Source organism: Streptococcus iniae (assembly GCF_030732225.1).
GTDB lineage: Bacteria > Bacillota > Bacilli > Lactobacillales > Streptococcaceae > Streptococcus > Streptococcus iniae.
On record NZ_CP132230.1, the window covers coordinates 1,619,796 to 1,646,158 of the forward strand.

The 26,363-nt window shown below is 38.2% G+C and carries 19 protein-coding genes, 3 tRNA genes, 3 rRNA genes and 2 pseudogenes; 3 read left to right on the forward strand and 24 right to left on the reverse strand.

Annotation, left to right across the window (positions count from 1 at the left end; translation table 11 throughout):
- Positions 1 to 49: 49 nt before the first annotated feature.
- The 14 genes from yhbY to Q9317_RS08100 form a co-directional block, all read right to left on the reverse strand.
- Complete coding sequence (gene yhbY, locus Q9317_RS08035; protein WP_016356114.1) at positions 50 to 358, reverse strand: ribosome assembly RNA-binding protein YhbY; 309 nt, start codon at positions 356 to 358, stop codon at positions 50 to 52.
- A 65-nt stretch (positions 359 to 423) separates the two neighbouring features.
- Positions 424 to 1,542, reverse strand: coding sequence for a ribosome biogenesis GTPase YqeH (yqeH, locus tag Q9317_RS08040; RefSeq protein ID WP_003101717.1), 1,119 nt, complete (start codon positions 1,540 to 1,542; stop codon positions 424 to 426).
- Positions 1,542 to 2,069, reverse strand: coding sequence for a YqeG family HAD IIIA-type phosphatase (locus tag Q9317_RS08045; RefSeq protein WP_003101721.1), 528 nt, complete (start codon positions 2,067 to 2,069; stop codon positions 1,542 to 1,544). Before Q9317_RS08045 ends, yqeH begins: the two co-directional genes overlap by 1 nt.
- Positions 2,070 to 2,174: 105 nt before the next feature.
- Positions 2,175 to 2,651 (reverse strand): sigma-70 RNA polymerase sigma factor region 4 domain-containing protein, encoded by a 477-nt coding sequence (locus Q9317_RS08050; protein WP_003101723.1) that lies wholly within the window; start codon positions 2,649 to 2,651, stop codon positions 2,175 to 2,177.
- A gap of 98 nt (positions 2,652 to 2,749) precedes the next feature.
- A tRNA-Arg gene (locus Q9317_RS08055) sits at positions 2,750 to 2,823 on the reverse strand.
- 75 nt (positions 2,824 to 2,898) lie between these two features.
- Positions 2,899 to 2,972, reverse strand: a tRNA-Asn gene (locus Q9317_RS08060).
- 11 nt (positions 2,973 to 2,983) lie between these two features.
- Positions 2,984 to 3,099 (reverse strand): 5S ribosomal RNA (gene rrf / locus Q9317_RS08065).
- Positions 3,100 to 3,169: 70 nt separating this feature from the next.
- Positions 3,170 to 6,072: ribosomal RNA gene (locus tag Q9317_RS08070) — 23S ribosomal RNA — on the reverse strand.
- 168 nt (positions 6,073 to 6,240) lie between these two features.
- Positions 6,241 to 6,313 (reverse strand) — tRNA-Ala (locus tag Q9317_RS08075).
- 218 nt (positions 6,314 to 6,531) lie between these two features.
- Positions 6,532 to 8,080 (reverse strand): 16S ribosomal RNA (locus tag Q9317_RS08080).
- Together the 16S, 23S and 5S rRNA genes with 3 tRNA genes alongside form the textbook arrangement of a ribosomal RNA operon.
- Before the next feature lie 307 nt (positions 8,081 to 8,387).
- Positions 8,388 to 9,520, reverse strand: a protein-coding gene (locus tag Q9317_RS08085) for an IS3 family transposase (RefSeq protein ID WP_370297334.1) whose coding sequence is annotated in 2 segments (ribosomal slippage) — positions 8,388 to 9,247 and positions 9,247 to 9,520 — 1,134 coding nt in all. Because the reading frame shifts where the segments join, the coding sequence is not laid out codon by codon here.
- A gap of 105 nt (positions 9,521 to 9,625) precedes the next feature.
- The gene (hpf, locus tag Q9317_RS08090; RefSeq protein WP_003101732.1) at positions 9,626 to 10,174 is read right to left on the reverse strand and encodes a ribosome hibernation-promoting factor, HPF/YfiA family; all 549 of its coding nucleotides are present in this window, start codon (positions 10,172 to 10,174) and stop codon (positions 9,626 to 9,628) included.
- 74 nt (positions 10,175 to 10,248) lie between these two features.
- The gene (locus Q9317_RS08095; RefSeq protein WP_305981540.1) at positions 10,249 to 10,734 is read right to left on the reverse strand and encodes a ComF family protein; all 486 of its coding nucleotides are present in this window, start codon (positions 10,732 to 10,734) and stop codon (positions 10,249 to 10,251) included.
- A 175-nt stretch (positions 10,735 to 10,909) separates the two neighbouring features.
- Positions 10,910 to 12,208, reverse strand: a complete 1,299-nt coding sequence (locus Q9317_RS08100; RefSeq protein ID WP_003101738.1) for an ATP-dependent helicase ComFA — start codon at positions 12,206 to 12,208, stop codon at positions 10,910 to 10,912.
- Between the two features lie 55 nt (positions 12,209 to 12,263).
- Here Q9317_RS08100 and Q9317_RS08105 point away from each other — a divergent pair, with 55 nt between their 5' ends.
- The 3 genes and pseudogenes from Q9317_RS08105 to tnpA all read left to right on the forward strand — a co-directional run bounded on the left by Q9317_RS08105 (position 12,264) and on the right by tnpA (position 14,597).
- Entirely contained in the window at positions 12,264 to 12,902 is a 639-nt protein-coding gene (locus tag Q9317_RS08105; protein ID WP_003101740.1) for a YigZ family protein, read from the forward strand.
- A 96-nt stretch (positions 12,903 to 12,998) separates the two neighbouring features.
- Positions 12,999 to 13,925 (forward strand): annotated as a pseudogene (cysK, locus tag Q9317_RS08110) (cysteine synthase A).
- A 207-nt stretch (positions 13,926 to 14,132) separates the two neighbouring features.
- A pseudogene (gene tnpA, locus Q9317_RS08115) lies at positions 14,133 to 14,597 on the forward strand (IS200/IS605 family transposase).
- A 135-nt stretch (positions 14,598 to 14,732) separates the two neighbouring features.
- Here the strand turns inward: tnpA and Q9317_RS08120 are convergent.
- From Q9317_RS08120 to Q9317_RS08165, 10 genes are all read right to left on the reverse strand, one after another.
- Positions 14,733 to 15,089, reverse strand: a complete 357-nt coding sequence (locus Q9317_RS08120; protein ID WP_003101745.1) for a S1 RNA-binding domain-containing protein — start codon at positions 15,087 to 15,089, stop codon at positions 14,733 to 14,735.
- Positions 15,089 to 16,489, reverse strand: a complete 1,401-nt coding sequence (locus tag Q9317_RS08125; protein ID WP_003101746.1) for a bifunctional Cof-type HAD-IIB family hydrolase/peptidylprolyl isomerase — start codon at positions 16,487 to 16,489, stop codon at positions 15,089 to 15,091. The genes Q9317_RS08120 and Q9317_RS08125 overlap by 1 nt, the downstream gene beginning before the upstream one ends.
- A 32-nt stretch (positions 16,490 to 16,521) precedes the next feature.
- Positions 16,522 to 17,166, reverse strand: a complete 645-nt coding sequence (locus Q9317_RS08130) for a response regulator transcription factor (protein WP_003101747.1) — start codon at positions 17,164 to 17,166, stop codon at positions 16,522 to 16,524.
- Positions 17,159 to 18,163: an envelope stress sensor histidine kinase LiaS gene (locus tag Q9317_RS08135; RefSeq protein ID WP_003101748.1), complete on the reverse strand. Its 1,005-nt coding sequence runs from the start codon at positions 18,161 to 18,163 to the stop codon at positions 17,159 to 17,161. The genes Q9317_RS08130 and Q9317_RS08135 overlap by 8 nt, the downstream gene beginning before the upstream one ends.
- Positions 18,160 to 18,855 (reverse strand): cell wall-active antibiotics response protein LiaF, encoded by a 696-nt coding sequence (liaF, locus tag Q9317_RS08140; RefSeq protein WP_003101751.1) that lies wholly within the window; start codon positions 18,853 to 18,855, stop codon positions 18,160 to 18,162. The genes Q9317_RS08135 and liaF overlap by 4 nt, the downstream gene beginning before the upstream one ends.
- Positions 18,856 to 18,971: 116 nt before the next feature.
- Positions 18,972 to 20,876, reverse strand: coding sequence for a Stk1 family PASTA domain-containing Ser/Thr kinase (gene pknB, locus Q9317_RS08145; RefSeq protein ID WP_003101755.1), 1,905 nt, complete (start codon positions 20,874 to 20,876; stop codon positions 18,972 to 18,974).
- The gene (locus Q9317_RS08150; RefSeq protein ID WP_003101757.1) at positions 20,873 to 21,613 is read right to left on the reverse strand and encodes a Stp1/IreP family PP2C-type Ser/Thr phosphatase; all 741 of its coding nucleotides are present in this window, start codon (positions 21,611 to 21,613) and stop codon (positions 20,873 to 20,875) included. Before Q9317_RS08150 ends, pknB begins: the two co-directional genes overlap by 4 nt.
- 37 nt (positions 21,614 to 21,650) lie before the next feature.
- Positions 21,651 to 22,973 carry a 16S rRNA (cytosine(967)-C(5))-methyltransferase RsmB gene (rsmB, locus tag Q9317_RS08155; protein ID WP_003101760.1) on the reverse strand — a complete coding sequence of 441 codons (1,323 nt, stop codon included), beginning with the start codon at positions 22,971 to 22,973 and terminating at the stop codon, positions 21,651 to 21,653.
- Positions 22,963 to 23,898 (reverse strand): methionyl-tRNA formyltransferase, encoded by a 936-nt coding sequence (gene fmt / locus Q9317_RS08160; RefSeq protein WP_003101762.1) that lies wholly within the window; start codon positions 23,896 to 23,898, stop codon positions 22,963 to 22,965. Before fmt ends, rsmB begins: the two co-directional genes overlap by 11 nt.
- Before the next feature lie 66 nt (positions 23,899 to 23,964).
- Positions 23,965 to 26,352 carry a primosomal protein N' gene (locus Q9317_RS08165; protein WP_003101764.1) on the reverse strand — a complete coding sequence of 796 codons (2,388 nt, stop codon included), beginning with the start codon at positions 26,350 to 26,352 and terminating at the stop codon, positions 23,965 to 23,967.
- Positions 26,353 to 26,363: the final 11 nt, after the last annotated feature.

The following is a 26,363-nucleotide window of genomic DNA, read 5'->3' on the forward strand; positions in this document are numbered from 1 at the left end:
CCGAATTCTCCAAGTGAAATTTATTTTTAAAAGCCTTATAAAGTGATGATTATATTGCTTTTACTTTTGGGGATAATTTTCTGTTTTCTTTCTTTGCCGAAACTTTGTATAAAATCAATACACGTCCAATTTTCAAGACTGTATCACATCCAATTTCTTCTTCTAACGTTTCAGCAACATCATTAATGTCTTCATCGGTGTTTTGTAACAGTGTAATCTTAATTAATTCTCTTGCATCAAGTGCATTTCTAACACTTGTTTTAATTTCATTATTCAAACCATTTTTCCCAATTTGAATAATTGGTTTTAAGCTATGTGCCTCTGATTTCAAAAAGGTTCTTTGTTTACTTGTTAACATTTTAATTCCTTATTTCTAGTAATTCAAATAGTTTTCAACAATTAAGTCTACTAATTAATTTCTGATTAAATAATTGCTTTACGAATGACTACCGAAACACCATTCGGTGCCCAGCCAGCAACTTTAACAACATTATCTTTTGAACCATTAATTTTTATCCAACCTAGACCAGAAAAAACTAAATCTATTTTGTCTTTAACAACAAATTCATATGGTACCAGTGCTGGAAATTTATTTTTTTGTTCCATATTTGGTGGTGTCAATAAGCCACCCAAGTGTTTCAAATAAAACTCATCGGCTTTTTCAAGTTTTGTTCTATGCAAGTCGAGGTTATTGTCAAAATAAGCCGTAATTCCTTGTCTTTGACCACTAATAAAATCAAACCTGCCCAAACCACCAAAAAAGAGGGTTTGCTCTGGATTCAGCTGATAAGTCTTTGGCTTAATTTCTTTACTTGGACTAACAATTTTTAAATCCTTATCAGTTAAATAATGTGCCATTTGATGACGATGAATAATTCCCGGAGTATCAAAAATAAATGTTCCATCATCTAAAGGAATTTCAATTTTATCTAAGGTTGTTCCCGGAAAGCGAGAAGTTGTTATGACTTCTTTATCACCTGATACTTCTTGAATAATAGCGTTTATTAAAGTTGATTTACCAACGTTAGTAACACCAACAACATAAACATCCCTTCCTTTACGCAGCTGGTTAATTTTTTCAATTAACTCTTTGATTGCGTATTTATTTTGAGCACTTGTAAGAATTACATCTACAGGACGTAACCCCTCTTCATGTGCACGCTCAATCAACCACTGACTAACTTTCCCATCTTTTACAGATTTTGGTAATATATCCTTTTTATTTCCAACAAGTAAAACATCATTACCAGAAACAAAGCGAGACAAACCTGGTATCACTGAACCATTGAAGTCAAAAATATCAATTACATTTACAACCAATGCATCACTATCACCAACTTCATGTAAAAGTTTCAAAAACTCATCATCACTAATATGAACATCAGTAATTTCATTGTAATGCCGTAATCTAAAACAGCGTTGGCAATATAATTCTCCAGCAGCTAAACCCTTATCAATTGCTGCAGTAGGGGTATAACCCATTTTTTCTTTATTATCAGATTGTATTTCAACACCACAACCAATACAAAATAACTCTTCCATTAAATTCCTTTTTGATAGTCTAATTGACCATATTTCTTTTCTAATTTTGCAATGACACGTTTTTCACGTAGTCTATTAAACTTTGTATTCCATGCATCAGATGTTACAAGAGGCTTAACTAAGACAGATTTTATTCCTGCTCTGTGACTTGCTCGAATATCAGTCATCAGTTGATCTCCAACCATGATAATTTCATCTCGATCAAATCCATACCTCTTTATAGCTATGTTAATTCCCCTAGAAAATGGTTTCATTGCTCTACTAATAAAGTCAACACCAAAATGAGAAACCGCACGCTCAACTCTTTTAAAGTTGTTGTTTGAAACAACAACTACAGTAATATCAGCAATCGTCATTTCGTCCAACCAAGCCCGTACCTCTGGTGTTCCATCAGGATTATTCCATGCAATTAACGTATTATCTAAATCAACAAGAACAGCGGTTATTCCATTTCTTAATAAATCATCTGCTCGTAAATCATAAACTGCTTCGACCATATAGGTCGGCCTATAATCATCTATGCCCATTTTTTCTCCAAATTAGTTAGTACTTCTTATTATACCATATTGCCGATGAAAAGTAAGTAAAACTAAATGTTTAAGACTTGTAAGTTTGTAGTGATAACATAACATTTATTCTTTAAAATCAATAAAATATGGCTTAATTTTTCTAAGAAGTGCTTTTCTTCCAGAAAACCTTTCTCCTCTCACCAAAGCATAGAATTGTTCTAATTCCGTCCCATTCAAAATACATTTCAATTCTTCAACAATAGCTTGATAGGCAATATAATCATCAAGAACTAATCCTTTTGAAGCAACTTTATGTGATACTTCACCGATTTCTTCATATGGCATTTTATTAAACTTTCTTTTGTAACTTTCTTGATGTCTTAAGACATCTTTAATATATGATGAAAATTTTGTCTTAAAGTATGTATAAAGCCTTTTATCATTTTCTGTCAAATCAGGAAATTCTGTAAGTAAAGCATGCAATACAACTCTACCTTCTTGTAACCAGTCTTCTTTATCCCAAAGTTGTATATAATAACGTTTTTGAAATTTTAAAATAATTGGTTTAACTGAATTAAATAGTGATTCAACTTTTTCCATGATAAACTCCATTTCTTTCCACATATAATATAGACATTATAAAAGAAGGCAAAGAAAAAGAACATGACATAAATGTCATGTTCAAAAAGTAAAAATAATGCACCCTAGAGGAGTCGAACCTCTAACCGCCTGATTCGTAGTCAGGTACTCTATCCAGTTGAGCTAAGGGTGCTTACTAACTTTAAAACTATCATATCATCTTATCACTAAAAATGCAAAAAAAGATAGGCTATCCTATCTCCTCTTACTCCGCCAGTAGGACTCGAACCTACGACATCATGATTAACAGTCATGCGCTACTACCAACTGAGCTATGGCGGATGGTAAACTAAGCTAAGCGACTTCCGTATCTAACAGGGGGCAACCCCCAACTACTTCAGGCGTTCTAGGGCTTAACTACTGTGTTCGGCATGGGTACAGGTGTATCTCCTAGGCTATCGTCACTTAACTTGAGTCCACTCAAAATTGAATATCTATATTGTATCAAGTTATATCCCTTATTGTCAATAAACTCTTTTTCGGATAAGTCCTCGAGCTATTAGTATTAGTCCGCTACATGTATCACTACACTTACACTTCTAACCTATCTACCTGATCATCTCTCAGGGCTCTTACTAACATAAAGTTATGGGAAATCTCATCTTGAGGGGGGCTTCGCACTTAGATGCTTTCAGCGCTTATCCCTTCCCTACATAGCTACCCAGCGATGCCTTTGGCAAGACAACTGGTACACCAGCGGTAAGTCCACTCTGGTCCTCTCGTACTAGGAGCAGATCCTCTCAAATTTCCTACGCCCGCGACGGATAGGGACCGAACTGTCTCACGACGTTCTGAACCCAGCTCGCGTGCCGCTTTAATGGGCGAACAGCCCAACCCTTGGGACCGACTACAGCCCCAGGATGCGACGAGCCGACATCGAGGTGCCAAACCTCCCCGTCGATGTGAACTCTTGGGGGAGATAAGCCTGTTATCCCCAGGGTAGCTTTTATCCGTTGAGCGATGGCCCTTCCATGCGGAACCACCGGATCACTAAGCCCGACTTTCGTCCCTGCTCGAGTTGTAGCTCTCGCAGTCAAGCTCCCTTATACCTTTACACTCTGCGATTGATTTCCAACCAATCTGAGGGAACCTTTGGGCGCCTCCGTTACCTTTTAGGAGGCGACCGCCCCAGTCAAACTGCCCGTCAGACACTGTCTCCGATAGGGATTACCTATCTGGGTTAGAGTAGCCATAACACAAGGGTAGTATCCCAACATCGCCTCTAACGAAACTGGCGTCCCGTCTTCAATGGCTCCTACCTATCCTGTACATGTGGTACAGATACTCAATATCAAACTGCAGTAAAGCTCCATGGGGTCTTTCCGTCCTGTCGCGGGTAACCTGCATCTTCACAGGTACTAAAATTTCACCGAGTCTCTCGTTGAGACAGTGCCCAAATCATTACGCCTTTCGTGCGGGTCGGAACTTACCCGACAAGGAATTTCGCTACCTTAGGACCGTTATAGTTACGGCCGCCGTTTACTGGGGCTTCAATTCATACCTTCGCTTACGCTAAGCACTCCTCTTAACCTTCCAGCACCGGGCAGGCGTCACCCCCTATACATCATCTTACGATTTAGCAGAGAGCTGTGTTTTTGATAAACAGTTGCTTGGGCCTATTCACTGCGGCTGTCATCGCTGACAGCACCCCTTCTCCCGAAGTTACGGGGTCATTTTGCCGAGTTCCTTAACGAGAGTTCTCTCGATCACCTGAGGCTACTCGCCTCGACTACCTGTGTCGGTTTGCGGTACGGGTAGTGTATACTTAAACGCTAGAAGCTTTTCTTGGCAGTGTGACATCACTAACTTCGCTACTTAATTCGCTCCCCATCACAGCTCAACGTTATAGATATAAGCATTTGACTCATATCACGCCTCACTGATTGGCCAGACTCTTCCAGTCGTCTGGTTTAGTTAGCCTTCTGCGTCCCTCCATCACTATATACACTAGTACAGGAATATCAACCTGTTGGCCATCGAATACACCTTTCGGTCTCTCCTTAGGTCCCGACTAACCCAGGGCGGACGAGCCTTCCCCTGGAAACCTTAGTCTTACGGTGGACAGGATTCTCACCTGTCTTTCGCTACTCATACCGGCATTCTCACTTCTATACGTTCCAGCACTCCTCACGGTATACCTTCTTCACATATAGAACGCTCTCCTACCATTACCTCTTAAGGTAATCCACAGCTTCGGTAAATTGTTTTAGCCCCGGTACATTTTCGGCGCAGGGTCACTCGACTAGTGAGCTATTACGCACTCTTTGAATGAATAGCTGCTTCTAAGCTAACATCCTAGTTGTCTGTGCAACCCCACATCCTTTTCCACTTAACAATTATTTTGGGACCTTAGCTGGTGGTCTGGGCTGTTTCCCTTTCGACTACGGATCTTAGCACTCGCAGTCTGACTGCCGATTATATCGTCTTGGCATTCGGAGTTTATCTGAGATTGGTAATCCGGGATGGACCCCTCACCCAAACAGTGCTCTACCTCCAAGAGACTTAACATCGACGCTAGCCCTAAAGCTATTTCGGAGAGAACCAGCTATCTCCAAGTTCGTTTGGAATTTCTCCGCTACCCACAAGTCATCCAAGCACTTTTCAACGTGCCCTGGTTCGGTCCTCCAGTGCGTTTTACCGCACCTTCAACCTGCTCATGGGTAGGTCACATGGTTTCGGGTCTACAACATGATACTATGTCGCCCTATTAAGACTCGGTTTCCCTACGGCTCCGTCTCTTCAACTTAACCTCGCATCATATCGTAACTCGCCGGTTCATTCTACAAAAGGCACGCTCTCACCCATTAACGGGCTCGAACTTGTTGTAGGCACACGGTTTCAGGTTCTATTTCACTCCCCTCCCGGGGTGCTTTTCACCTTTCCCTCACGGTACTGGTTCACTATCGGTCACTAGAGAGTATTTAGGGTTGGGAGATGGTCCTCCCAGATTCCGACGAGATTTCGCGTGTCTCGCCGTACTCAGGATACTGCTAGGGCTAATTTCAATTTTAAATACGAGGCTTTTACTCTCTTTGGCTTACCTTCCCAGGTAATTCTTCTATTAATTTTAGTCCCACGTCGCAGTCCTACAACCCCGAGGAGTAAACTCCTCGGTTTGCCCTCCTGCCGTTTCGCTCGCCGCTACTAAGGCAATCGCTTTTGCTTTCTCTTCCTGCAGCTACTTAGATGTTTCAGTTCACTGCGTCTTCCTTCTCATGACCTTAACAGTCATGGATGACATGCATTACATGCCGGGTTCCCCCATTCGGACATCTCTGGATCAGCGCTTACTTACAGCTCCCCAAAGCATTTCGTCGTTAGTCACGTCCTTCTTCGGCTTCTAGTGCCAAGGCATCCACCGTGCGCCCTTATTAACTTAACCTTATTTCCAGTCTTTCGACCTTCTTTATTTTTTTTAATATGTTCGCGTTTATCTTTTTTTCGGTTTATTTCTTGTTACTTTTTCTACAATCATTTTCATGATCGTGGAATTTGATATAGATATTCAATTTTCAATGGACTTCACGTATTTTAGAGACTTCCTTGTCTATGGAGCCTAGCGGGATCGAACCGCTGACCTCCTGCGTGCAAAGCAGGCGCTCTCCCAGCTGAGCTAAGGCCCCACAGTTAATATGTTAACGTTTCTTATCTTGTTACTCATACTATATTATGGATCTAAATTGTATTCGAACTAAAATCTTAGTGAAAATGATAAACTTCCTTGTGTCTTTTGACACTGCGTCTCTTTCCTATTTTCATACAGATTTCTTAACGTTCTCTTTACTTTTTTAAGACCTCTCAAAACTAAATAAGACTTCCAAACGTACTTCCTTATCCTTAGAAAGGAGGTGATCCAGCCGCACCTTCCGATACGGCTACCTTGTTACGACTTCACCCCAATCATCTATCCCACCTTAGGCGGCTGGCTCCTAAAAGGTTACCTCACCGACTTCGGGTGTTACAAACTCTCGTGGTGTGACGGGCGGTGTGTACAAGGCCCGGGAACGTATTCACCGCGGCGTGCTGATCCGCGATTACTAGCGATTCCGACTTCATGTAGGCGAGTTGCAGCCTACAATCCGAACTGAGATTGGCTTTAAGAGATTAGCTTGCCGTCACCGGCTTGCGACTCGTTGTACCAACCATTGTAGCACGTGTGTAGCCCAGGTCATAAGGGGCATGATGATTTGACGTCATCCCCACCTTCCTCCGGTTTATTACCGGCAGTCTCGCTAGAGTGCCCAACTTAATGATGGCAACTAACAATAGGGGTTGCGCTCGTTGCGGGACTTAACCCAACATCTCACGACACGAGCTGACGACAACCATGCACCACCTGTCTCCTCTGTCCCGAAGGAAAATCCTATCTCTAGGACGGTCAGAGGGATGTCAAGACCTGGTAAGGTTCTTCGCGTTGCTTCGAATTAAACCACATGCTCCACCGCTTGTGCGGGCCCCCGTCAATTCCTTTGAGTTTCAACCTTGCGGTCGTACTCCCCAGGCGGAGTGCTTAATGCGTTAGCTGCGGCACTAAGCCCCGGAAAGGGCCTAACACCTAGCACTCATCGTTTACGGCGTGGACTACCAGGGTATCTAATCCTGTTTGCTCCCCACGCTTTCGAGCCTCAGCGTCAGTTACAGACCAGAGAGCCGCTTTCGCCACCGGTGTTCCTCCATATATCTACGCATTTCACCGCTACACATGGAATTCCACTCTCCCCTTCTGCACTCAAGTTCTACAGTTTCCAAAGCATACAATGGTTGAGCCACTGCCTTTTACTTCAGACTTATAGAACCGCCTGCGCTCGCTTTACGCCCAATAAATCCGGACAACGCTCGAGACCTACGTATTACCGCGGCTGCTGGCACGTAGTTAGCCGTCCCTTTCTGGTTAGTTACCGTCACGTAATGGATTTTCCACTCCCATTACCGTTCTTCTCTAACAACAGAGCTTTACGATCCGAAAACCTTCTTCACTCACGCGGCGTTGCTCGGTCAGACTTCCGTCCATTGCCGAAGATTCCCTACTGCTGCCTCCCGTAGGAGTCTGGGCCGTGTCTCAGTCCCAGTGTGGCCGATCACCCTCTCAGGTCGGCTATGTATCGTCGCCTTGGTGAGCCGTTACCTCACCAACTAGCTAATACAACGCAGGTCCATCTCATAGTGAAGCAATTGCTCCTTTTAACTTAAGTACATGTGTACTCTAGTATCATGCGGTATTAGCTATCGTTTCCAATAGTTATCCCCCGCTATGAGGTAGGTTACCTACGCGTTACTCACCCGTTCGCAACTCTTTGGATTAGTGCAAGCACCAATCCTCAGCGTTCTACTTGCATGTATTAGGCACGCCGCCAGCGTTCGTCCTGAGCCAGGATCAAACTCTCATTAAAAGTTTGAGTTCTTTACTCATTGTTTCTGTCGCTGACAGATTTATTTCGTTGTTTCTTTATTGACAGGTAATATGCGTTAACATATCACCCTGCACGTTTGGTTTTTTGTCTTATTCAGTTCTCAAAGGTCTTTGTATCTCTTACGAGACAACTACTATATTCTATCAGCTATGACTTTTTGTGTCAACACTTTTTGTAAACTTTTTTTAAATTATTTTTTTCGCATCTTTCTAAAGTCTTACTATAACAAGAAAACAGCCACGCAATCGGCGCTGCACCCCAATAGTGGGACAGAAGAAAAACACTTTCACGCGATCAGTTTCCTGTACTGTACAGGAGACTGGTCTTTTACTTTCTGTTGAATTCTAGTTTCATTATAAAATGTAATGTCATTTTTAACAATATTTGTTATACTATCCTTGTTGTATTTTCTCCTATCATGGAGATAAAAGGTTTCAGTCTTTAGGACGGAGTGAAACCATTCAATACAGGCATTATCTGCTGGTGTTCCCTTACGGGACATAGAGCGGGTGATGCCTTTTTCCGTGCAAGCCTGATAGTAAGCCTTAGAAGTGTAGACTGAGCCCTGATCGCTGTGTAAGAGTGCTCCATTGGGTAATTTTAACTGATTAAGGGTGTCTAGTACAAAATCTGTGTCCTGACAATCTGAGATAGTATAAGCTATAATCTCTCGGTTATAGAGGTCCATAATTGAAGAGAGATACAATTTACAGTTGCCGAAATATAGGTAGGTAATATCCGTTACAAGTTTTTCCAATGGCTTATCGGCATGGAAATCCCGACTCAATTTGTTATCTGTTAAATAATAAGTTTTACCAAGATTGGGCGATTTCTTTGGACGTGTCCGACAAAGCCAGCCATTGTCTTTCATGATACGATAGACTTTCTTTGCATTAATAGTCAATCCATAGGTCTTCTTGAGCAATCGTGTAATGGTACAATAACCATAAATAAAGTGATTCTCCATGCAGAGTAGCTCAATGGTTTCAACTATGACATCTCTTTTCTGTGGCGTCTCCCTTTTCTTTTTCCAACGGTAAAAGGTAGACCGTCTGACACCAAAACAATTTAGAATAACGGAAACGGGGTAGATATTCTTATAGTCTTCCACAAGCTTGATAAGGGTCACTTTGTCGATTTTCTTATCAAGCTTCGATACTTTTTTAAGAGATCCACCTGAAGTCGTAACTGTTCTATTTCAGAGAGTTGTTCCATACCTTGTCCGTAAGTATATTGTTTACCTACAGGTTGGTGGAAACGGTGCAATTCATCCTTTTCATACCATTTCATCCAAGTATAGATTTGACTATCATTTTTGATACCTAAGGTCTCCATAATGACCTTGTTTGACTTGCCTGCATTCTTCATCTCGATGCAAGATAACTTCGTTTCTAATGAATAAGCTTTTTTGACCATAATAAAACACTCCTGTTTCTAGTTTACTAGATTTCTTCAGGAGTGTTTTTCTTCTGTCTCATTTGATGGGGGCAGTGCCATCGTAGCTGTTTTCTATTTTTGAGTATTTTATTTTGCTTCAATTAGCCCTAAATCACCATCTTCACGACGATATAGAATATTTGTTGCACCATTGTCTGAATCTGTATAGATAAAGAAGTCATGTCCAAGAAGTTCCATTTGAAGACGAGCCTCTTCAACATCCATCGGTTTCAGAGTAACATTCTTAGTACGAACAATCTTGATTTCTGGAGCTACTTCATCTTCCTCAGCTTCAAATTCACTGGTGAAAACTTGACCGGTTGGTAATTTTTCACGATGTTTTTTTGCAATTTTTGTCTTATTTTTTCGAATTTGACGTTCAATTTTATCAACAACCAAATCGATTGAACCATACATATCTTGTGAAACATCTTCTGCTCTTAAGGTCATATTTCCCAATAAAATGGTCACTTCAACTTTCGCTGTTTTTTCACGATAGACTTTTAAATTGACACGAGTATCTATTTCATTTTCTTCTACAAAATATTTTTCAATTTTGGCAAGCTTTGATTCAACATAGTCGCGAATAGCTTCGGTTACTTCGATGTTTTCTCCACGGATACTGAATTTAATCATAAGATACCTCTTTTCTCGCGCTCGAAGCGCTTTCTATACTTATATTATACCGTTTTCATGAAAATTTGCAAGTTTCAGCGTGCTATGCTGATACTTTTAATTTTCTTAGCTCCCTTAACTTTACATATATCTTGAATTTGAAAAATTGTTGTTCCCGTTGTATAGATATCATCGACTATTAACACTTTGTCCGGCAGAACAATTCCTTTTTTTAAAACAAATGGATTTACGCTATTTTCTCTTTCTTTTTTATTTCTTTTTGACTGACTTTCAACATCTTGTTTTAAAATAAGGTCACTATAGTCTAAGTTTCCTGCTTCAATAATTCCAATAACCTGATTAAATCCCCTTTCTTTTTGCCTTTCTAAAGAAAGGAGGACTGGGATAACAAGGTAATCTGAGTATTCTTTTCTCACAGTCTGTCTCAACTCCTCTGCAAAAACCTTACACAACTGATAATCTCCATGAAATTTATATTCTGAAAAATAATCTTTCATTTTAGAATTGTAGACAAAGAGACTCTTGTGATTGACATGATACCCCTTTTTTTCCCAATTCATACAATCCCTACAAACATTCTCGTTTTTCTTACAACATCTTGGGCATACTAATCTTGGCGTAACTTCAAAGGCATTTTGACAATTCTCACACAAACATTGAGTAGATTTCCTCATAAACACAAGATCTAAAAAACATAACTCAATTTGATAAGGTTTTCGACATAGTAAGCAGATATTAGCCATAAGCAATCTTATTCATCTTTATTATTTCACTTTTGGCTTTTATCATAGCTACGCTTATCCCTTCATGAAAAAAGAGTAATTTTCCTTCAGGTCTTTCTATCGAACGGCCAACTCGCCCTGCTATCTGAATAAGCGAAGAAGCATTATACAACCTATGGTTGGCTAGAATAACAAAAACATCTACACCTGGAAATGTAACACCCCTTTCTAATATGGTTGTTGAAATTAAAATGGATATTTCCTTATTTCTAAAAGATTCAATAAGCTCAGCTCTTTCTTCAGATTCACTGGAAACAAATGCAATCTGTTCATCTGGAAAATGGGTTGTTAATAGGTCTTGAAATAATTGGCCATCCTCAATAATAGGGAAGAAAATGAGTAAGGGATGTTTACTTAGCCGTTGTTGTTTAAGCTGTTTTTTTATATTCCTTGGTAACTTATGTCTTTTCAATTTCTCAGATAACGATAAAACTAATTGAAATTCTGGTAGAACCAATGGATTATTGTGGAATCTCCTTGCTAATGTAATCCCTTGACATCTTCCATTTTTAACATCTTTATCTAGTTTTTTAGTTGAGGTTGCTGTTAAGTAAACTATTTTCCCACTTGGAGCTAAAGCATTTTCAAGGGCTTGGTTAAGCATTTTATTATTAACGAATGGAAAGGCATCAACTTCATCAATAATAATTAAATCAAAAGCCCGGTAAAACTTTAACAATTGATGTGTTGTGGCAATAATGATTGGATTTCTCTGATAACTTTCTGAATGTGCATGCATTAAGGTTACTGAACAAGAAAAATCGCGTGAAATTCTCTTTTCAAGTTCTATACATACATCAACTCTTGGACATGCCAAACAAAGCCATCCTCCTTTTTCAAGAACATATGCTATTAATTGATAAATCATTTCGGTTTTTCCTGCCCCAGTGACAGCGTGTACTAAACTTCGCTGATTATTTTTAAAATGTTTAAGGAGCTGTTGAGAGACTGCTTCTTGGTATTGTGTCAGTTGCCCTTGCCACTTAAGGTAAGTTCCAGCTTCAAATGGTAAACTGTCAAAAAAATAAAGAAAATCATCACTTTCGTTACGGCCAAAAATAAGACACTCTCTACAGTAATATTTTCCAGAAGGAAGTTTATTATTTAAATCAATCTTCATTCTGCACCGCTGGCAATACCAGTGGCGTCCTATCTTAAACATACTATCTATTTTTTCAGCCTTGACTTTTTCTACTTCAGATAATTGTTTACTGGTAAAAATTCTTCCATAATATAATTCTAAACTTTCCATACTTTATTATTCGACTTTTTTTGCCAAAAAAATAAAAATACTGTAAAATTTTGATATGGAAAGCTATAAAACAATACGAATTGACAATGATTATGAAGAAGTCATCAAAAAATCTCGCTTTATTTGTTCTCTTTTCCGAATTGAAAATGAGCAAGAGGGCAAAACAATACTTGCAGAACTCAAAAAACAACATTATAAAGCAAATCATTCTTGCTCAGCAATGATTATTGGAGATAAGGCCGAAATAAAGCGTTCTAGTGATGACGGAGAACCTTCGGGAACTGCCGGTATTCCCATCTTATCTGTTTTGGAAAAGCAAGAACTAACTAATATTTTAGCTGTCGTCACTCGGTATTTTGGAGGTATCAAACTTGGCACTGGAGGTCTTATCCGTGCCTATTCAAGCGTAACTTCAGCTGCTATAAAACAAGCTGACATTGTGGAAGTCAAAGAACAATCTTGTTTAGAAATTACTTTAAATTACTCACAATATCAGACTTTCCCAATCTTTTTGGAGAAATTTTGTCTTATTGAACAAGAAACAGAGTTTTTAGATTATATTAAAACAAGAGTTTATTTTGACCCTGATTTAGAAGAAATGCTATCAAAAGACTTAATCCAATTTTTCAACGGCAAAGTCACCTTCGAAAATAGAGATTCTAAAATTATTGAAGTGCCTTTTAGTGATAGATAGAACTTATCACGGCCATCAACTATTTCTATTTTACATTTTCGCCCCAACTATCTATACTTTCTTTACAGACTATTTTTGAAAAGGTAAAGTATAAAAATGACAAAAATTTATAAAACTATCACAGAACTTATTGGAAAAACCCCTATTATTTCACTAAATCATTTGGTAACTGATCAAATGGCAGATGTTTATGTGAAGATGGAATCCTTTAATCCTGGTTCTTCTGTTAAAGATCGTATCGCTTTAGCCATGATTGAAAAAGCCGAAGCAGATGGCATCCTGTAAAGGGGAGATACCATTGTTGAGCCAACTAGTGGTAATACAGGAATTGGATTAGCCTGGGTTGGTGCTGCAAAAGGCTATAAGGTACTCATTGTAATGCCTGAGACAATGAGTATCGAACGTCGACAACTTATTCAAGCTTATGGTGCTCAATTGGTACTAACCCCAGGTGATCAAGGAATGAAAGGTGCTATTGAAAAAGCAAATCAACTCGCTAAAGAGTTAAATGCCTTTTTACCAATGCAATTTGAAAACCCTTCTAATCCCGCTATTCACGAAACAACTACGGGGCCTGAAATCATTCAAGCCTTTGAAGAAATCGGTTTAGATGCATTCGTTGCAGGGGTAGGAACTGGCGGAACAATTTCTGGTGTTTCCCATGTATTAAAAAATAAATTTCCTAACCTTGAAGTATATGCTGTTGAAGCAAATGAATCAGCTATTTTATCAGGGGAGCAACCTGGACCACATAAAATCCAAGGGATCTCTGCTGGCTTTATCCCAAAAACATTGGATACCAAATCATACGATCATATTGTTCGCGTCACCTCTGAAAATGCTCTAGAAACTGGACGGCTTGTGGGAGCAAAAGAAGGATTCTTAGTTGGCATTTCTGCTGGTGCAGCTATTGACGCTGCCTTGCAAGTTGCAAAAAAACTGGGGGAAGGAAAAAAAGTCCTTGCGATATTGCCAGATACTGGCGAGCGTTACCTATCAACTGAGTTATTTCAGAACAAGTAAAAAGACAGATACTACTTCATATCTGCCTTAATGCCAGGATTACTCCTGGCTTTTTTTATTATGTGACTTTTAGTCCGTTTCACTCCGAAGGTGTGAAACAAAAAACCACCCGCTATGCGGGTGTGCATCAAAGGTTATACCCAAAAGACTCCTAACGCGGTACAATATAGGTGTTCAAGCCAATTGTAAAGCGAAAGGAGTCAAAATATGGCACAGAAGGCACATAGCTTATCACACACAAAGTGGATGTGTAAATATCACATTGTGTTCACCCCTAAGTATAGACGAAAAATAATCTATAATCAATACAGAAGTAGTCTCGGTGAGATTTTTCAGAGACTGTGTAGTTATAAAGGTGTAGAAATAATTGAAGGTCATTTGATGCCAGACCATGTCCACATGTTGTTAAGTATTCCCCCAAGAATTAGTGTTTCAAGTTTTATGGGATATTTAAAAGGAAAAAGCGCACTCATGATGTTTGATAAACACGCCAATCTCAAATATAAGTTTGGTAATCGACATTTTTGGGCTGAAGGTTATTATGTAAGTACAGTTGGATTGAATGAAGCCACAATAAAAAAATACATACAAGATTAAGAGAAACATGATATAGCAGTGGATAAATTAAGTGTAAAAGAATATGAAGATCCCTTTAGGGATAGTGGCAAGTAATACAAAGGCCTCTTTGAGAGGCAAGTGACGAGTCAAGAGCAATAAGGCTTGAACAAAGTGAAAGCCAGCGCCTTTAGACGCTGGCTTGTATTCTGGGCTTATAGCCCTTGTTCAAACCACCCGTTAGACGGGTGGTTATGATTTTCGAAAATGCGCCATTCCTTCTTCTACCCATTGGGGAAGTTGATCTTCAATTGGTTTAAAACCAAAATTTAATTTACTATTGGAAAAACGATGGCGATGTGTGATGTGATGCTTTTCTTCTTCCAATGTGCGCATAGACAAACTTGCTTTATGGTTAAATTCATCATAATCAACCACTTGTACCAAAACTTCTTGACCAAGGGATAACATTTCGCTGATGTTATCAATAAATCCTGTTTTGATTTCTGAAATATGGATGAGACCTGTTGTCCCATTTTTTAGGGCAACAAAGGCACCATACGGTTTAATACCAGTAATTGTCCCATGTAATTTGTCGCCGATTTTCATTAATCAATTACCTCGATGGTTTCAATAATAACATCTTCTTTAGGTTTGTCTTGAGGTCCTGTCTCAACAGCTGCAATTTTATCTAATACTTGGTAAGACACTTCATCACTTAATTGCCCAAAGACAGTATGACGTCTATCTAAATGAGGAGTCCCACCATTTTCAGCATAACTTGCTGCTATTGGTGTTGGCCATCCACCACGTTCCAATTCTTTTTTAGCATAAGGAATTTTTGCATTCTGAACAATAAAGAATTGACTTCCATTTGTGTTTGGACCAGCGTTAGCCATCGATAGAGCCCCACGGAGATTATAAACTTCCTCAGAAAACTCATCTTCAAAACTCTCTCCATAAATAGATTGTCCACCCATGCCAGTACCTGTTGGGTCACCACCTTGAATCATAAACTCTGGAATAATACGGTGAAAAATAATCCCGTCGTAATAGCCTTCTTTGGCTAATCCAATAAAGTTAGCTACTGTTTTTGGTGCTTGTTCTGGGAAAAGTTGTAAACTCAAGTCTCCATGATTTGTTTTAATAATCGCCTTTGGTCCTTCACATGACTGTAAGTCTAATTGTGGAAAGTGTAATTCTTTTTCAATCAATCCTAATTCCTCCAAGGCATATTGTATGCCATTTTCTTCTACTTTTTTTGTGACAAAATCAGCTTTTTCTTGTAATAACGGGTGTGAAATTCCCATTGCAATACTGATTCCTGCATAATCAAATAACTCAAGGTCGTTAAGTTCATCCCCAAAAACCAAGATATTTTCAGGTTTCAAGCCCAAATGTTCAACAATTTTTGATACCCCTAAAGCTTTGGAAGTGTTTTTCAAAACAACATCCGATGAGTTGTCATGCCAACGCACTAGACGTAGGTCTTTTGCCAAGTCCTCTGGTAGGTGCAAGTCATCGCCTTGATCTTCAAAAGTCCACATTTGATAAACATCATGTTTTTCATTGAAATCTGGGCAAACTTCTAAACCAGCATAGACATGATCAATTGTGTTATTAACCAAGTCATTTCTAACTGATAAAACAGCTTGATGACGTCCCGCCATTCCATAGTGAATACCTACTGCATCCGCCCACTCTTTGTAGCGAATAACAGTCTCACTTGGAATAGGTGCTTGAAAAATAATATTTTTCTTATCATCTTTTGCATAGGCTCCATTAAGTTTTACACAATAGTCAGCATGTAAACGTTGAACCTCTTCTGGAACACCATAGCGAGCTCTTCCTGATGCTATTCCAGTTAGGATACCTTTTTCCTTTAGTTTTTTGAAAATTACTGGAATTGACTCAGGCATATAACCTGTATCTTTAACCCGTAAGGTATCATCAATGTCAAAGAATACCATTTTGATTTTTTTTGCTTTATATCTTAATTTAGCGTCCATTATTTCCTCCACTAATAGATACCATTATAACATTAATTATCGTCTTGTGGCACTAAGTGATGTCGAAAGGCATAAACGACAGCTTGTGTCCTGTCATCAACATCTAATTTAGCTAGGATATTTGAAACGTGCGTTTTGACTGTTTTTAGTGAAATAAAGAGCTCATCTGCAATGGTCTGATTATCATAACCTTTAGCTAACAAAAATAAGATGTCATATTCACGCGCTGTTAAATCATCGTGTAAATCCGGATGCTTATCATGAGCTTTTATTTTTTTATCAACTTCCGTTTCAATGGCTAACTGACCTTTGGATACTTTTTTGATCGCATTTAAAATCTCTGCAGCACTTGAGGTTTTTAGCATATAGCCTTTAGCACCTGCATCAATAACGGGGTATATTTTCTCATTATCTAAATAAGATGTAAGCACTAATATTTTAGCCTCAGGCCATTCTTTTAAAATGGCTAAAGTTGCCTCAACACCACCAAGCTCTGGCATCACTAAATCCATAACAACAACATCTGGTTTTAATTCTAAAGCTTTTTCAATACCTTCTCGTCCGTTTGAGGCTTCTGATATTACTTGGATATCGGCTTGCATATTTAAAAAACTTTTCAAGCCTAAACGAACCATTTCATGGTCATCTACTAACATGACACTTATCTTTTTAGTCATCCATTTCCTCTCTAACTAATGGTAGCCTAATATCCATTGAAACCCCTTTGCCTTTTTGGCTAATGAGTTTAATAGATCCTGCTAAATCATCCACACGGTCCTCAATATTTTTTAAACCGTAGCTAAGTTCTCTAACTTCATCCATATCAAAACCAACACCATTATCAACCATTTTAAGTTGCACTTCATTTTCACTTTGGTTCATATAAACTTCTAAACGACTAGCTTTGGCATGTTTCAAGGTGTTGCTAATAAATTCTTGAGCGATTCTAAAAAGATTATCTTCCATGTATTTAGGTAAGTCTTTAATGTTTTTCAGATAAACCACTTGGATATCACTCTTATCTGTCAATTCTTTTAAAATCATCTCAAAACCTTCGGTTAAGGTCCTATTTGCCAATTCCGTAGGTCTTAAATGAAGTAATAAAACCCTTAAATCTTTTTGAGCATTTTGTAGCATTGATTCAACTGTCAACAGTTGTTCTTTTAACTTGTCCTTATCAAGGCTATCAATAGCCATGGACACTCCTGATAAAATCATAGATGAGGCAAACAATTCCTGACTGACAGTATCATGAAGGTCTCTGGCAATTCGTTTACGCTCCCCTTGAACAATCTTTTGACTATCTAAAATATAGGCACTCTCTTTTTTTTGCAAGCTGTTTGTCATGTGAGCCATACGTTTTGACAGACGATCTAGATTAATTCCCATTTCAGAAGTCTCATCTAACTTAAGGGGTTGGTTATTGAGAATACGTCTTAAGTTATGATTAATATTACGTTTACTAATATCATCTAATACAATCCATAAAAACATCAAAATCAGTGTTACAGATACAATTAACAACACTATTGAAAAGAGTAGTTTTTCTAATCGCCAAATATTAGCTCTTAGATAGGTAAAGTCAATGCCTAAATTTTCCATGAGAACAAAGACAATCGACAGTATTGTAACTGTTGCATAAAGCCATATGAGAACATAGTAGCGTTTTTTCATCGTCTTTCCACCTTAACATCTCCTGCTATAGTATTAACTATGATTTTTACTTTTTTCAAACTGTTATCATTTTCTTCATAACCTAGTTTGATGGATTCGTTGCGTAAATCATATTCCTGACACGCTAAAAAACTGACACTTGCATACACAGAACTAACATCAAGATTAACAGCTACATCAATAGGAACAAGAATTCTGGTTGGTCCAAAAATTTTGCGGATAATGATGACATTGTCTTTTCCTGAAACAATAACATTTGATAAATCAATTGTATCACTACCACTAAGTCTGATGATGTTAATGTCATCAAAAGCGTAGTAGTCACTATCATAAGTTGCAGAGCCAAGCCATTGATGTCTCGTTTGTTTAACGTCAATTCCTTCCTGACCAAACAAGCCCAAGGCGTAGCGATTTTTCTTTTTAACTTGTGAAAAGTGATTGATAACCATGTAGACAATGCCAAACAAAACACTCAAAATAATATAGGGATTCAGCATGAAGATCAAAAAGAGAAGTAATAAACTAACCGTTAGTAAAAAGTTATTACGACTGTCTTGATTGTAAAAGCGTAGGGCTAATAAAATAATAACTAAGATAAAAATAAAACTCGTTATATCATCAGCTAAAATGGTCATAATCCCCATTGCTAGTAAGACACATTCAACTAGCAGAAAAAATTGAAATTTCTTCATTATTCTCCTTCCATTACCTTGTCATTTTATCAAAAATTGACATTTTTTTCATCCTACTTGTGACTGATATGTAAGAAAACCACTGTTCGTCTGATACTGAACAGTGGTTAATCACTTTAGTTTTGAGGTGATACATTGGCATCGGTGTTTGTTTCGGTACCTGCGTTAGGGTTAGAGGATGAGCTGCTTGTGGCATGACTCTCACTACTTGATGCTGTACTTCGACTGTTTGATGATGTTGTTGTATCAGAACTATTGGCTGTTGGTTCTTCAGCATAAAGGTAAATGCTAATCTCGCTAGTAGCAGATAAGGAAATCTCTACACCTGCATATGGATCTTGTGCGCTGATAATCATTGTTGATTTTGGATTAGGCATCTTGCTAAAGCCAGTAGCAGAGTTAACATCAGGATAATAAGCTTTGACACGCTTACTGTCAATTCCTAAAGCTTTTAGTGCTGCAAGGGCATCCTGATAAGTATAGTTAACAATAGTTGGCATTAAAACTGTGTCATTACTAGCCACACTGAGGACAATCTTCGATTTTCCTTTGGGATTAAATTTCTCACCTGGACTAGGTGACTGGGCAATAACCATATCCTTACGATAGTCGGATGTTACCACTCTTTCAATTTTAATTTTCGACCTTGGAACATTGTAGGTGTTAACAAGGTTTTCAACGGCATCTTCGTAAAGTTGATTTTTATAATCTTCCATCACAAAACTCTGATTACCTATTGAAACATAAATATCAACCTTAGAGCCTTCGCGTTTTGAAGTTCCAGCTTCTGGATCTGTTTTAACAACATTACCTTCTGCAACGGTTGCACTCTCAATTTCTTTTACTTTTCCAATCTTAAACCCTAAAGATTTTAACTCTGATTCAGCAACCGCTAGACTACTTCCATTAACATTTGGAACTTTTACGGTAGATGGCTTGGTCAAGACAAGAAAGGCAAAAAACGCAACACCGATAACAAATAGTGCAAAAATAATCTTTAATAAAGTTCCAAAGAAACGCCCACTCTTTTTTTTCTTAACAGGCACATCAGCAATGGCTTCTTGTTTTTGTTTAGTGGTATTACTTGGACTTACCGGAGCTACCGTTGGTTTTGGTGCTGGGGTCGGGGTTACTTTTGGTAAGGGTTTTGTGCTTTCAACATCCAAAAAGACTAACTTGCGTTCACGGCTTCGATTATAACTTAGTGCAGTCATTAGGTCGCGACTCATTTCAAATGTCGAATTGTAACGATCACTTAACTTTTTAGCAGTTGCCTTAATAACAACATTTTCTAAAGCCTGTGGAACTTGCGGGTTCTCGTCAATAATTGAAGGAAGGGGTTTTTGGAAATGCTGCAATGCAATTGTAACAGCACTATCACCATCATATGGGATATGACCTGTTAACATTTCAAAGAGCATAATTCCCATGGCATAAATATCACTTTGAATGGTGGCTTTTGAACCACGGGCTTGTTCTGGTGATAAATAATGCACACTTCCTAACATGGAATTTGTCTGCGTTAAACTAGTTTCAGCAAAAGCTACAGCAATACCAAAGTCTGTAACTTTGACAACACCTGACTTTGTTAATAGAATATTTTGAGGTTTCAAGTCTCTATGAACAATCCCTTTTTGGTGGGCTAATGTCATAGCAGATAAAACTTCTTCCATGATTCTAACAACTTGGGTGTTAGACAAAGGAGCGTTATCTTGAATAAATTTCTTAAGGTCAGCGCCCTGGATATATTCCATTACTAAGAACTGCTGTCCGTCTTCTTCACCTATATCTCGAATAGCGACAATGTTGGGATGATTTAATTCTGCCATCGCTCGCGCTTCTCTTTGGAAACGCGCTACTGCAACTTGATCTGTTTGATAATTGGTTCGCAAAACTTTAATTGCAACTTCTTCATTATCTAAGATTAAGTCATTGGCTAAGTAAACATCCGCCATACCACCGCGGCCAATTGATTTTAAGATGCGATAACGACCAGCAAATAATTTGCCAATCTGTATCATTCCATACCCTCACTTTCGTAATGTACCAAAGCGATAGTGATGTTATCCAAACCTCCACGAAGATTTGCGAGATTAATTAACTCTTGATTTTTTTCATCCAAGGATAAATCACGTGATACAATTTCTGCAATTTCTGCATTAGAAACCATATTCGTTAATCCATCTGAATTAATCACTAGATAATCATCATTTTCAAGCACCTTGATGCCTAAATCAGGTTCAACAGGAGATGATTGCCCGATAGATTGCGTGATAATGTTTTTTTGAGGGTGACTGCTAGCTTCATCTTCTGTAATTTGACCAGCTTTAACAAGTTCATTAACAAGAGAATGATCACTTGTCAGTAATTTATATTCCCCATCTTTTACTAATCCGATACGAGAATCACCAACATGTGCATAGATAGCATTGTTATCAATTAATACAACTGCCTCAACTGTCGTTCCCATACCTTTGTAATCTTCTGTCTGACCCATTTGATAGACTCTTTTATTTTCAGTTTCAATTGTCTCCAAAAGCCAATCTCTGATTTGACTTAATTCTGTCAGCTCAGTTTGAACCCACTCTTTTCCAAGATCGGTAACTGTCATTTCGCTAGCAATATTGCCAGCACGATGGCCTCCCATACCGTCGGCTAAAACGATAAGAGTAATACCTTTTTTATTATCAAATTTATTGATAAAATCTTGATTATTTGAGCGTTTTTGCCCAATATCTGTTATTAATGAAATTTTCATATATGTGTCTCTGACTAAGTCAGTCTCCTCCTAAATACTACAAGACCCTTCTAAACTGGCTAATAAAGAAACCGTCTGTTTGGTACTGTTCCGGCGTAATGTACAAACATCCATCCTTAACAATATCTTCTTGTGTATGATTAAGTTTTACTTGTTCAAAATTAGAATGACTTTGTAAAAATTTTTCAACGACTTGAAAATTCTCTTCATCAAAAATAGTGCAAGTGCTATAGGTTATTATACCACCTTTTCGCACCGTTTGACAAACGCTAGCCAGTATCTCTAACTGCAAGCCCTGCAATTGTTCAAAGTCTTGAATCTCTTTATTGTATTTAATATCTGGTTTACGTCTCATTAAACCAATACCAGAACAAGGTGCATCAACTAATATTTTGTCAAAACTATCCGCAGGAAAAGTCTGATTTACCTTTCTTGCATCTAATTGTCTCGTTTCAATTTTATCTGTTAAGCCTAATCGTTTTGCATTCTCCTTAACAAGATCAAGTTTGTGTTGGTAGATATCTAAGGCTGTAACACGACCGCTACTCAAATATGAAGCCATGTGAAGGGTTTTCCCACCTGGTGCGCTACAAGCATCCAAAATATGCTCATGACCTTCTATTTGGAGTGTCGGTGCAACCAATTGACTGCTTTCATCTTGAATAGTAATGGCGCCACTTGTGAAATAGTCACTAGTTGCAAAATTAGCACTTGTCTTTGTCAAACCAAGGGGTGATATCACAGACTCTTGTGCACCAAGTGCCTCTTTAATTTCCATTAGACGATTTTCATCTGTAACACGAATACTTGCTTTACTTGTCTCAAGTAGGCTTTCCATTATGGCCAGTGCACGTGTCTCACCAAATTGGTCCATTAATTTTTTAACCAACCAAGTTGGCAAGGAATATTTAATGGAATAACGTTTATTTTGACGTTTAATTGTTTCATAATCAGGTAAATCTGATGCTGTTAGTTGTCGTAAAATCGCATTCACATACTTCTCAGCACCACGTTTGTTGCCACGGTTTTTAGCAATATTGACAGCTTCATTAACAATGGCATGCTTTGGAACCTTATCTAAATAAACAAGTTGGTAAAGACTGAGCATCAAAAGGTAATAAACCCACTTATCTAGTTTGTCACGGTCTGTCACAACATGTGATAGATACCATTCTAATGTGATTTTACGGCTAATGGTTCCATAAACAATTTCAGTAATGAAGCCTTTATCTTTAGGGCTTAACTTGTTATTACTCAGTTGATGATTAAGGGCAATGCCTGAATAGGCACCATTTTCAAAAACGTCCTCTAGTACTATTAATGCTTTTCCACGTGGAAGCTGTTTCCAATTATTTGCCAAAGTAATCTCCTAGCTGTAATTCTCTTCCCAACCCATTAAGGTAATCTTGGATAGGCATTTTAGGTTTGCCCGCAGGTTGAACCAATTCTAAAGCGACAGCATTGTCACCACAAGCAATATGCACTGCTTTTTTTGTTTTTGCAATCACTTGTCCGGGTTGCCCTTGTCCATCTACCAAGCTTGCTTGGTAAATCTTAAAACGCTCTCCATTTTGATAGGTATGAGCTACTGGCCAAGGAGACATTCCTCTGATTTGATTAAAAACTTCTCTTGCTGATTTTGTCCAGTCCAAAACTTCCTGCTCAGAGCTGATATTTGGTGAGAAACTTGCTTGACTGTGATCTTGTGCTTGAGGTTTCAAATCTCCTGATAAATAGGCTGGCAGACTTTCTAAAAGAAGGTCACGTCCAATAATGGCTAGCTTCTCAAACATACTACCCACATTATCACTATCAAGAATAGGAGTGCTAGCTTTAGAAACCATATCGCCTGCATCCATTTCTTTTACCATTTCCATCAAGGTCACACCTGCTTCTTTTTCACCGTTCATAATAGCATAATGAATAGGAGCACCACCTCGATATTTTGGTAAAAGCGATGCATGGACATTTAAGGCAAATGACACCGAATCTAATAATGCCGTCGGCAAAAATTGACCATAAGCTGCTGTAATAATCCCATCAGCTCCTAAAGCCATAATCTCTTTTAATTCTTTTGAACCAGATAATTTTTCTGGTTGGTAAATAGGCAAATGATTCGCTAGAGCTAACTCTTTTACGGGTGTCATTTTGATTTCTTTTTTGCGTCCTACTGCTCTGTCTGGCTGAGTCACAACAGCTAGAATGTCATAGGCTGATGCCTTCACTAAGCCTTCTAAAACGGTTGCCGAAAATTGGGGGGTCCCCATAAAAATTATTTTTGTCATACTACTCCTTAAGCTGTCTTTCCTTCCATTATACCATAAGCCTGCTTTTCTTTTTGCGATGAAAGCCTACATGAAACTTTGTGGTTCCTGGTCAATAATAACTTTTAAGTCTTTATTTCCAGCCTCTTGTGTCCAATCTAAAATACTATTTAAAGTGGCTTCTAAGTTATCTTCAAATCGATATTTCAAAATCATCTGATAATGGTAGAGATTATGCGTTCTAGCAATTGGTTTTGGCGTTGGACCAAGAAGTTTAATATTATTAGACAAGCCTTCTTTTAACAAGGTCATCGCCTGATAAGCCTTTTTAACGACTTCTTGTTCATTATGGTGCGAAAAGGTTAAACCAACTGTAAAATAATAAGGCGGATAAGCCATTTTTTGCCTTATTTTCATTTCATAATCGTAAAAGGCATCAAAATCTTGTGATTTTGCTAATTGAATCGCATAATGGTCTGGGTTATACGTTTGAATTAAAACTTCTCCTTCTTTTTCGGCACGACCTGCACGACCTGCTACCTGGGTCAGTAACTGAAAGGTTTTTTCAGACGACCTAAAATCAGGTAAATTTAATGACGTATCGGCATTTAAAACACCTACTAGGGTAACATTTGGAAAGTCAAGACCTTTAGCAATCATTTGAGTTCCTAAAAGAATATCAGCCTTATGGGAACCAAATTCTGATAAGAGTTTTTCATGACTACCTTTTTTTCGTGTTGTGTCCACGTCCATTCTAAGAATTCTTGCTTCTGGTAAAACCTCCTTAAGCTCATCATAAGCTTTCTGAGTTCCCGTTCCATAATAACGGATACTTGAACTATGACAGTTTGGACAGGTTCTAGGAATGGGCTTTTGATAGCCACAATAATGGCAGTTCATGGTCTTTGTATCCATGTGGAGTGTCAGTGAGATATCACAATTTGGACACTCATCCACATAACCACAATCCCGACACATAATAAAACTTGAATAACCACGGCGATTCAGCATTAGAACAACTTGTTCTTTTTTAGCTAAGCGATCTTTAATTTTATCAATTAAATAAGGTGTGTAGTTGCTAACATCTTGTTGTCCAATATAGTCTCGGAAATCAACAATTTCTACATCTGGAATTTTGGCTTTGGGATTAGCCCTTTCTTTCAATTGAATAAAGTGATAAACACCTTTACTTGCACGAGCTCTACTTTCAATACTTGGTGTAGCAGACCCCATTACCAAAACAGCACGATTTGTTTTTGCCCGGATAACAGCTACGTCTCTAGCATGGTATCTAGGATTTGATTCTTGCTTATAAGTTGCTTCATGTTCTTCATCAATAATAATGGCACCAATATTCTCTAAAGGCGCAAAAATAGCCGATCTAGCACCAACAACAACCTTCGCTTCACCCTTCTTAATTTTTTGCCATTCATCAAATTTTTCCCCATCAGATAAACCTGAATGCATAATAGCAACCATTTTACCAAAACGTGAGATAAAACGTTGCGTCATCTGGGGAGTTAGCGAAATTTCAGGAACTAAGACGATGGCTGTTTTTCCTTCCTTTAACACCTTATCAATAATATGAAGGTAAACTTCTGTTTTTCCCGACCCAGTAATCCCTTGGAGAAGAAAAGGGTTTGACTCTTTACCAACTTCTGCAACAATTTGTGAGACAGCCTTTTTTTGTTCCAGATTCAAGTTTAAAAAAGTGCTTTCTGCAACTTTTTCAAAATAAGCATCGCTACGATTAACTTGAACGTCAAAGACAGTGATAAGTCCTTGAGCGCTAAAGTAGTTCACAATGTCCCTTGAAAAGCCTTTTATGAGGTCATTCAGCAGGCCATCTTCTTTGTGAGTCAGTAAAAATTCTTTCAATTCTTGCTTCTTTTTAGCTCTATTTGAAATAACGTGCTCTGCTAACAACGCCTTATTAACCTTATAATGTTTTTCAGTTTTAAGGGTCTTTTTATCTGTAGCTAAATAGTTAAAACCAATAGCTCCTGACTTAATTAAGGTTGCCACACGACTTTCTTGTTCTGGAGAAAGCTGTGATAACAAAATGGTAGTTTTGTCAGCAAAAATAAGCTTTTTATCTTCTTGACTGATACCATCACACCAAAACAATTCTTTATCATAATTAGAATTTAATAGATTTGGAATCATAGCTTTTAGCAAAGTAATTTTATAAGAAAAAACACGTTTTCGCATGTGGTTAGCTAGATCTAATTGCTCTTTGGTTAAAACAGGTTCAAAATCCAAGACAGATTGGACCTCTTTTAGTTGGCTAATATCTTCTTCACTTGATATACCAATGACAAATCCTTGTAATAGTCGATTCCCTCTTCCAAAAGGGACATGTACTCTTGATCCAATTTGTAATAGCGACTCAAAATAGTTTGGAATAGAATAAGTGAAGGGTTTATCTGTTTGCATTAATGGCACATCAACAATAACCTGCGCTACATTTCCCATTTCCTCTCCTT

Bases quoted from the DNA above. Each gene is read 5' to 3' on its own strand.
- yhbY (WP_016356114.1), bottom strand. From the start codon at position 358: ATGTTAACAAGTAAACAAAGAACCTTTTTGAAATCAGAGGCACATAGC.
- yqeH (WP_003101717.1), bottom strand. From the start codon at position 1,542: ATGGAAGAGTTATTTTGTATTGGTTGTGGTGTTGAAATACAATCTGAT.
- Q9317_RS08045 (WP_003101721.1), bottom strand. From the start codon at position 2,069: ATGGGCATAGATGATTATAGGCCGACCTATATGGTCGAAGCAGTTTAT.
- Q9317_RS08050 (WP_003101723.1), bottom strand. From the start codon at position 2,651: ATGGAAAAAGTTGAATCACTATTTAATTCAGTTAAACCAATTATTTTA.
- hpf (WP_003101732.1), bottom strand. From the start codon at position 10,174: ATGATTAAATTCAGTATCCGTGGAGAAAACATCGAAGTAACCGAAGCT.
- Q9317_RS08095 (WP_305981540.1), bottom strand. From the start codon at position 10,734: ATGAATTGGGAAAAAAAGGGGTATCATGTCAATCACAAGAGTCTCTTT.
- Q9317_RS08100 (WP_003101738.1), bottom strand. From the start codon at position 12,208: ATGGAAAGTTTAGAATTATATTATGGAAGAATTTTTACCAGTAAACAA.
- Q9317_RS08105 (WP_003101740.1), top strand. From the start codon at position 12,264: ATGGAAAGCTATAAAACAATACGAATTGACAATGATTATGAAGAAGTC.
- Q9317_RS08120 (WP_003101745.1), bottom strand. From the start codon at position 15,089: ATGAAAATCGGCGACAAATTACATGGGACAATTACTGGTATTAAACCG.
- Q9317_RS08125 (WP_003101746.1), bottom strand. From the start codon at position 16,489: ATGGACGCTAAATTAAGATATAAAGCAAAAAAAATCAAAATGGTATTC.
- Q9317_RS08130 (WP_003101747.1), bottom strand. From the start codon at position 17,166: ATGACTAAAAAGATAAGTGTCATGTTAGTAGATGACCATGAAATGGTT.
- Q9317_RS08135 (WP_003101748.1), bottom strand. From the start codon at position 18,163: ATGAAAAAACGCTACTATGTTCTCATATGGCTTTATGCAACAGTTACA.
- liaF (WP_003101751.1), bottom strand. From the start codon at position 18,855: ATGAAGAAATTTCAATTTTTTCTGCTAGTTGAATGTGTCTTACTAGCA.
- pknB (WP_003101755.1), bottom strand. From the start codon at position 20,876: ATGATACAGATTGGCAAATTATTTGCTGGTCGTTATCGCATCTTAAAA.
- Q9317_RS08150 (WP_003101757.1), bottom strand. From the start codon at position 21,613: ATGAAAATTTCATTAATAACAGATATTGGGCAAAAACGCTCAAATAAT.
- fmt (WP_003101762.1), bottom strand. From the start codon at position 23,898: ATGACAAAAATAATTTTTATGGGGACCCCCCAATTTTCGGCAACCGTT.
- Q9317_RS08165 (WP_003101764.1), bottom strand. From the start codon at position 26,352: ATGGGAAATGTAGCGCAGGTTATTGTTGATGTGCCATTAATGCAAACA.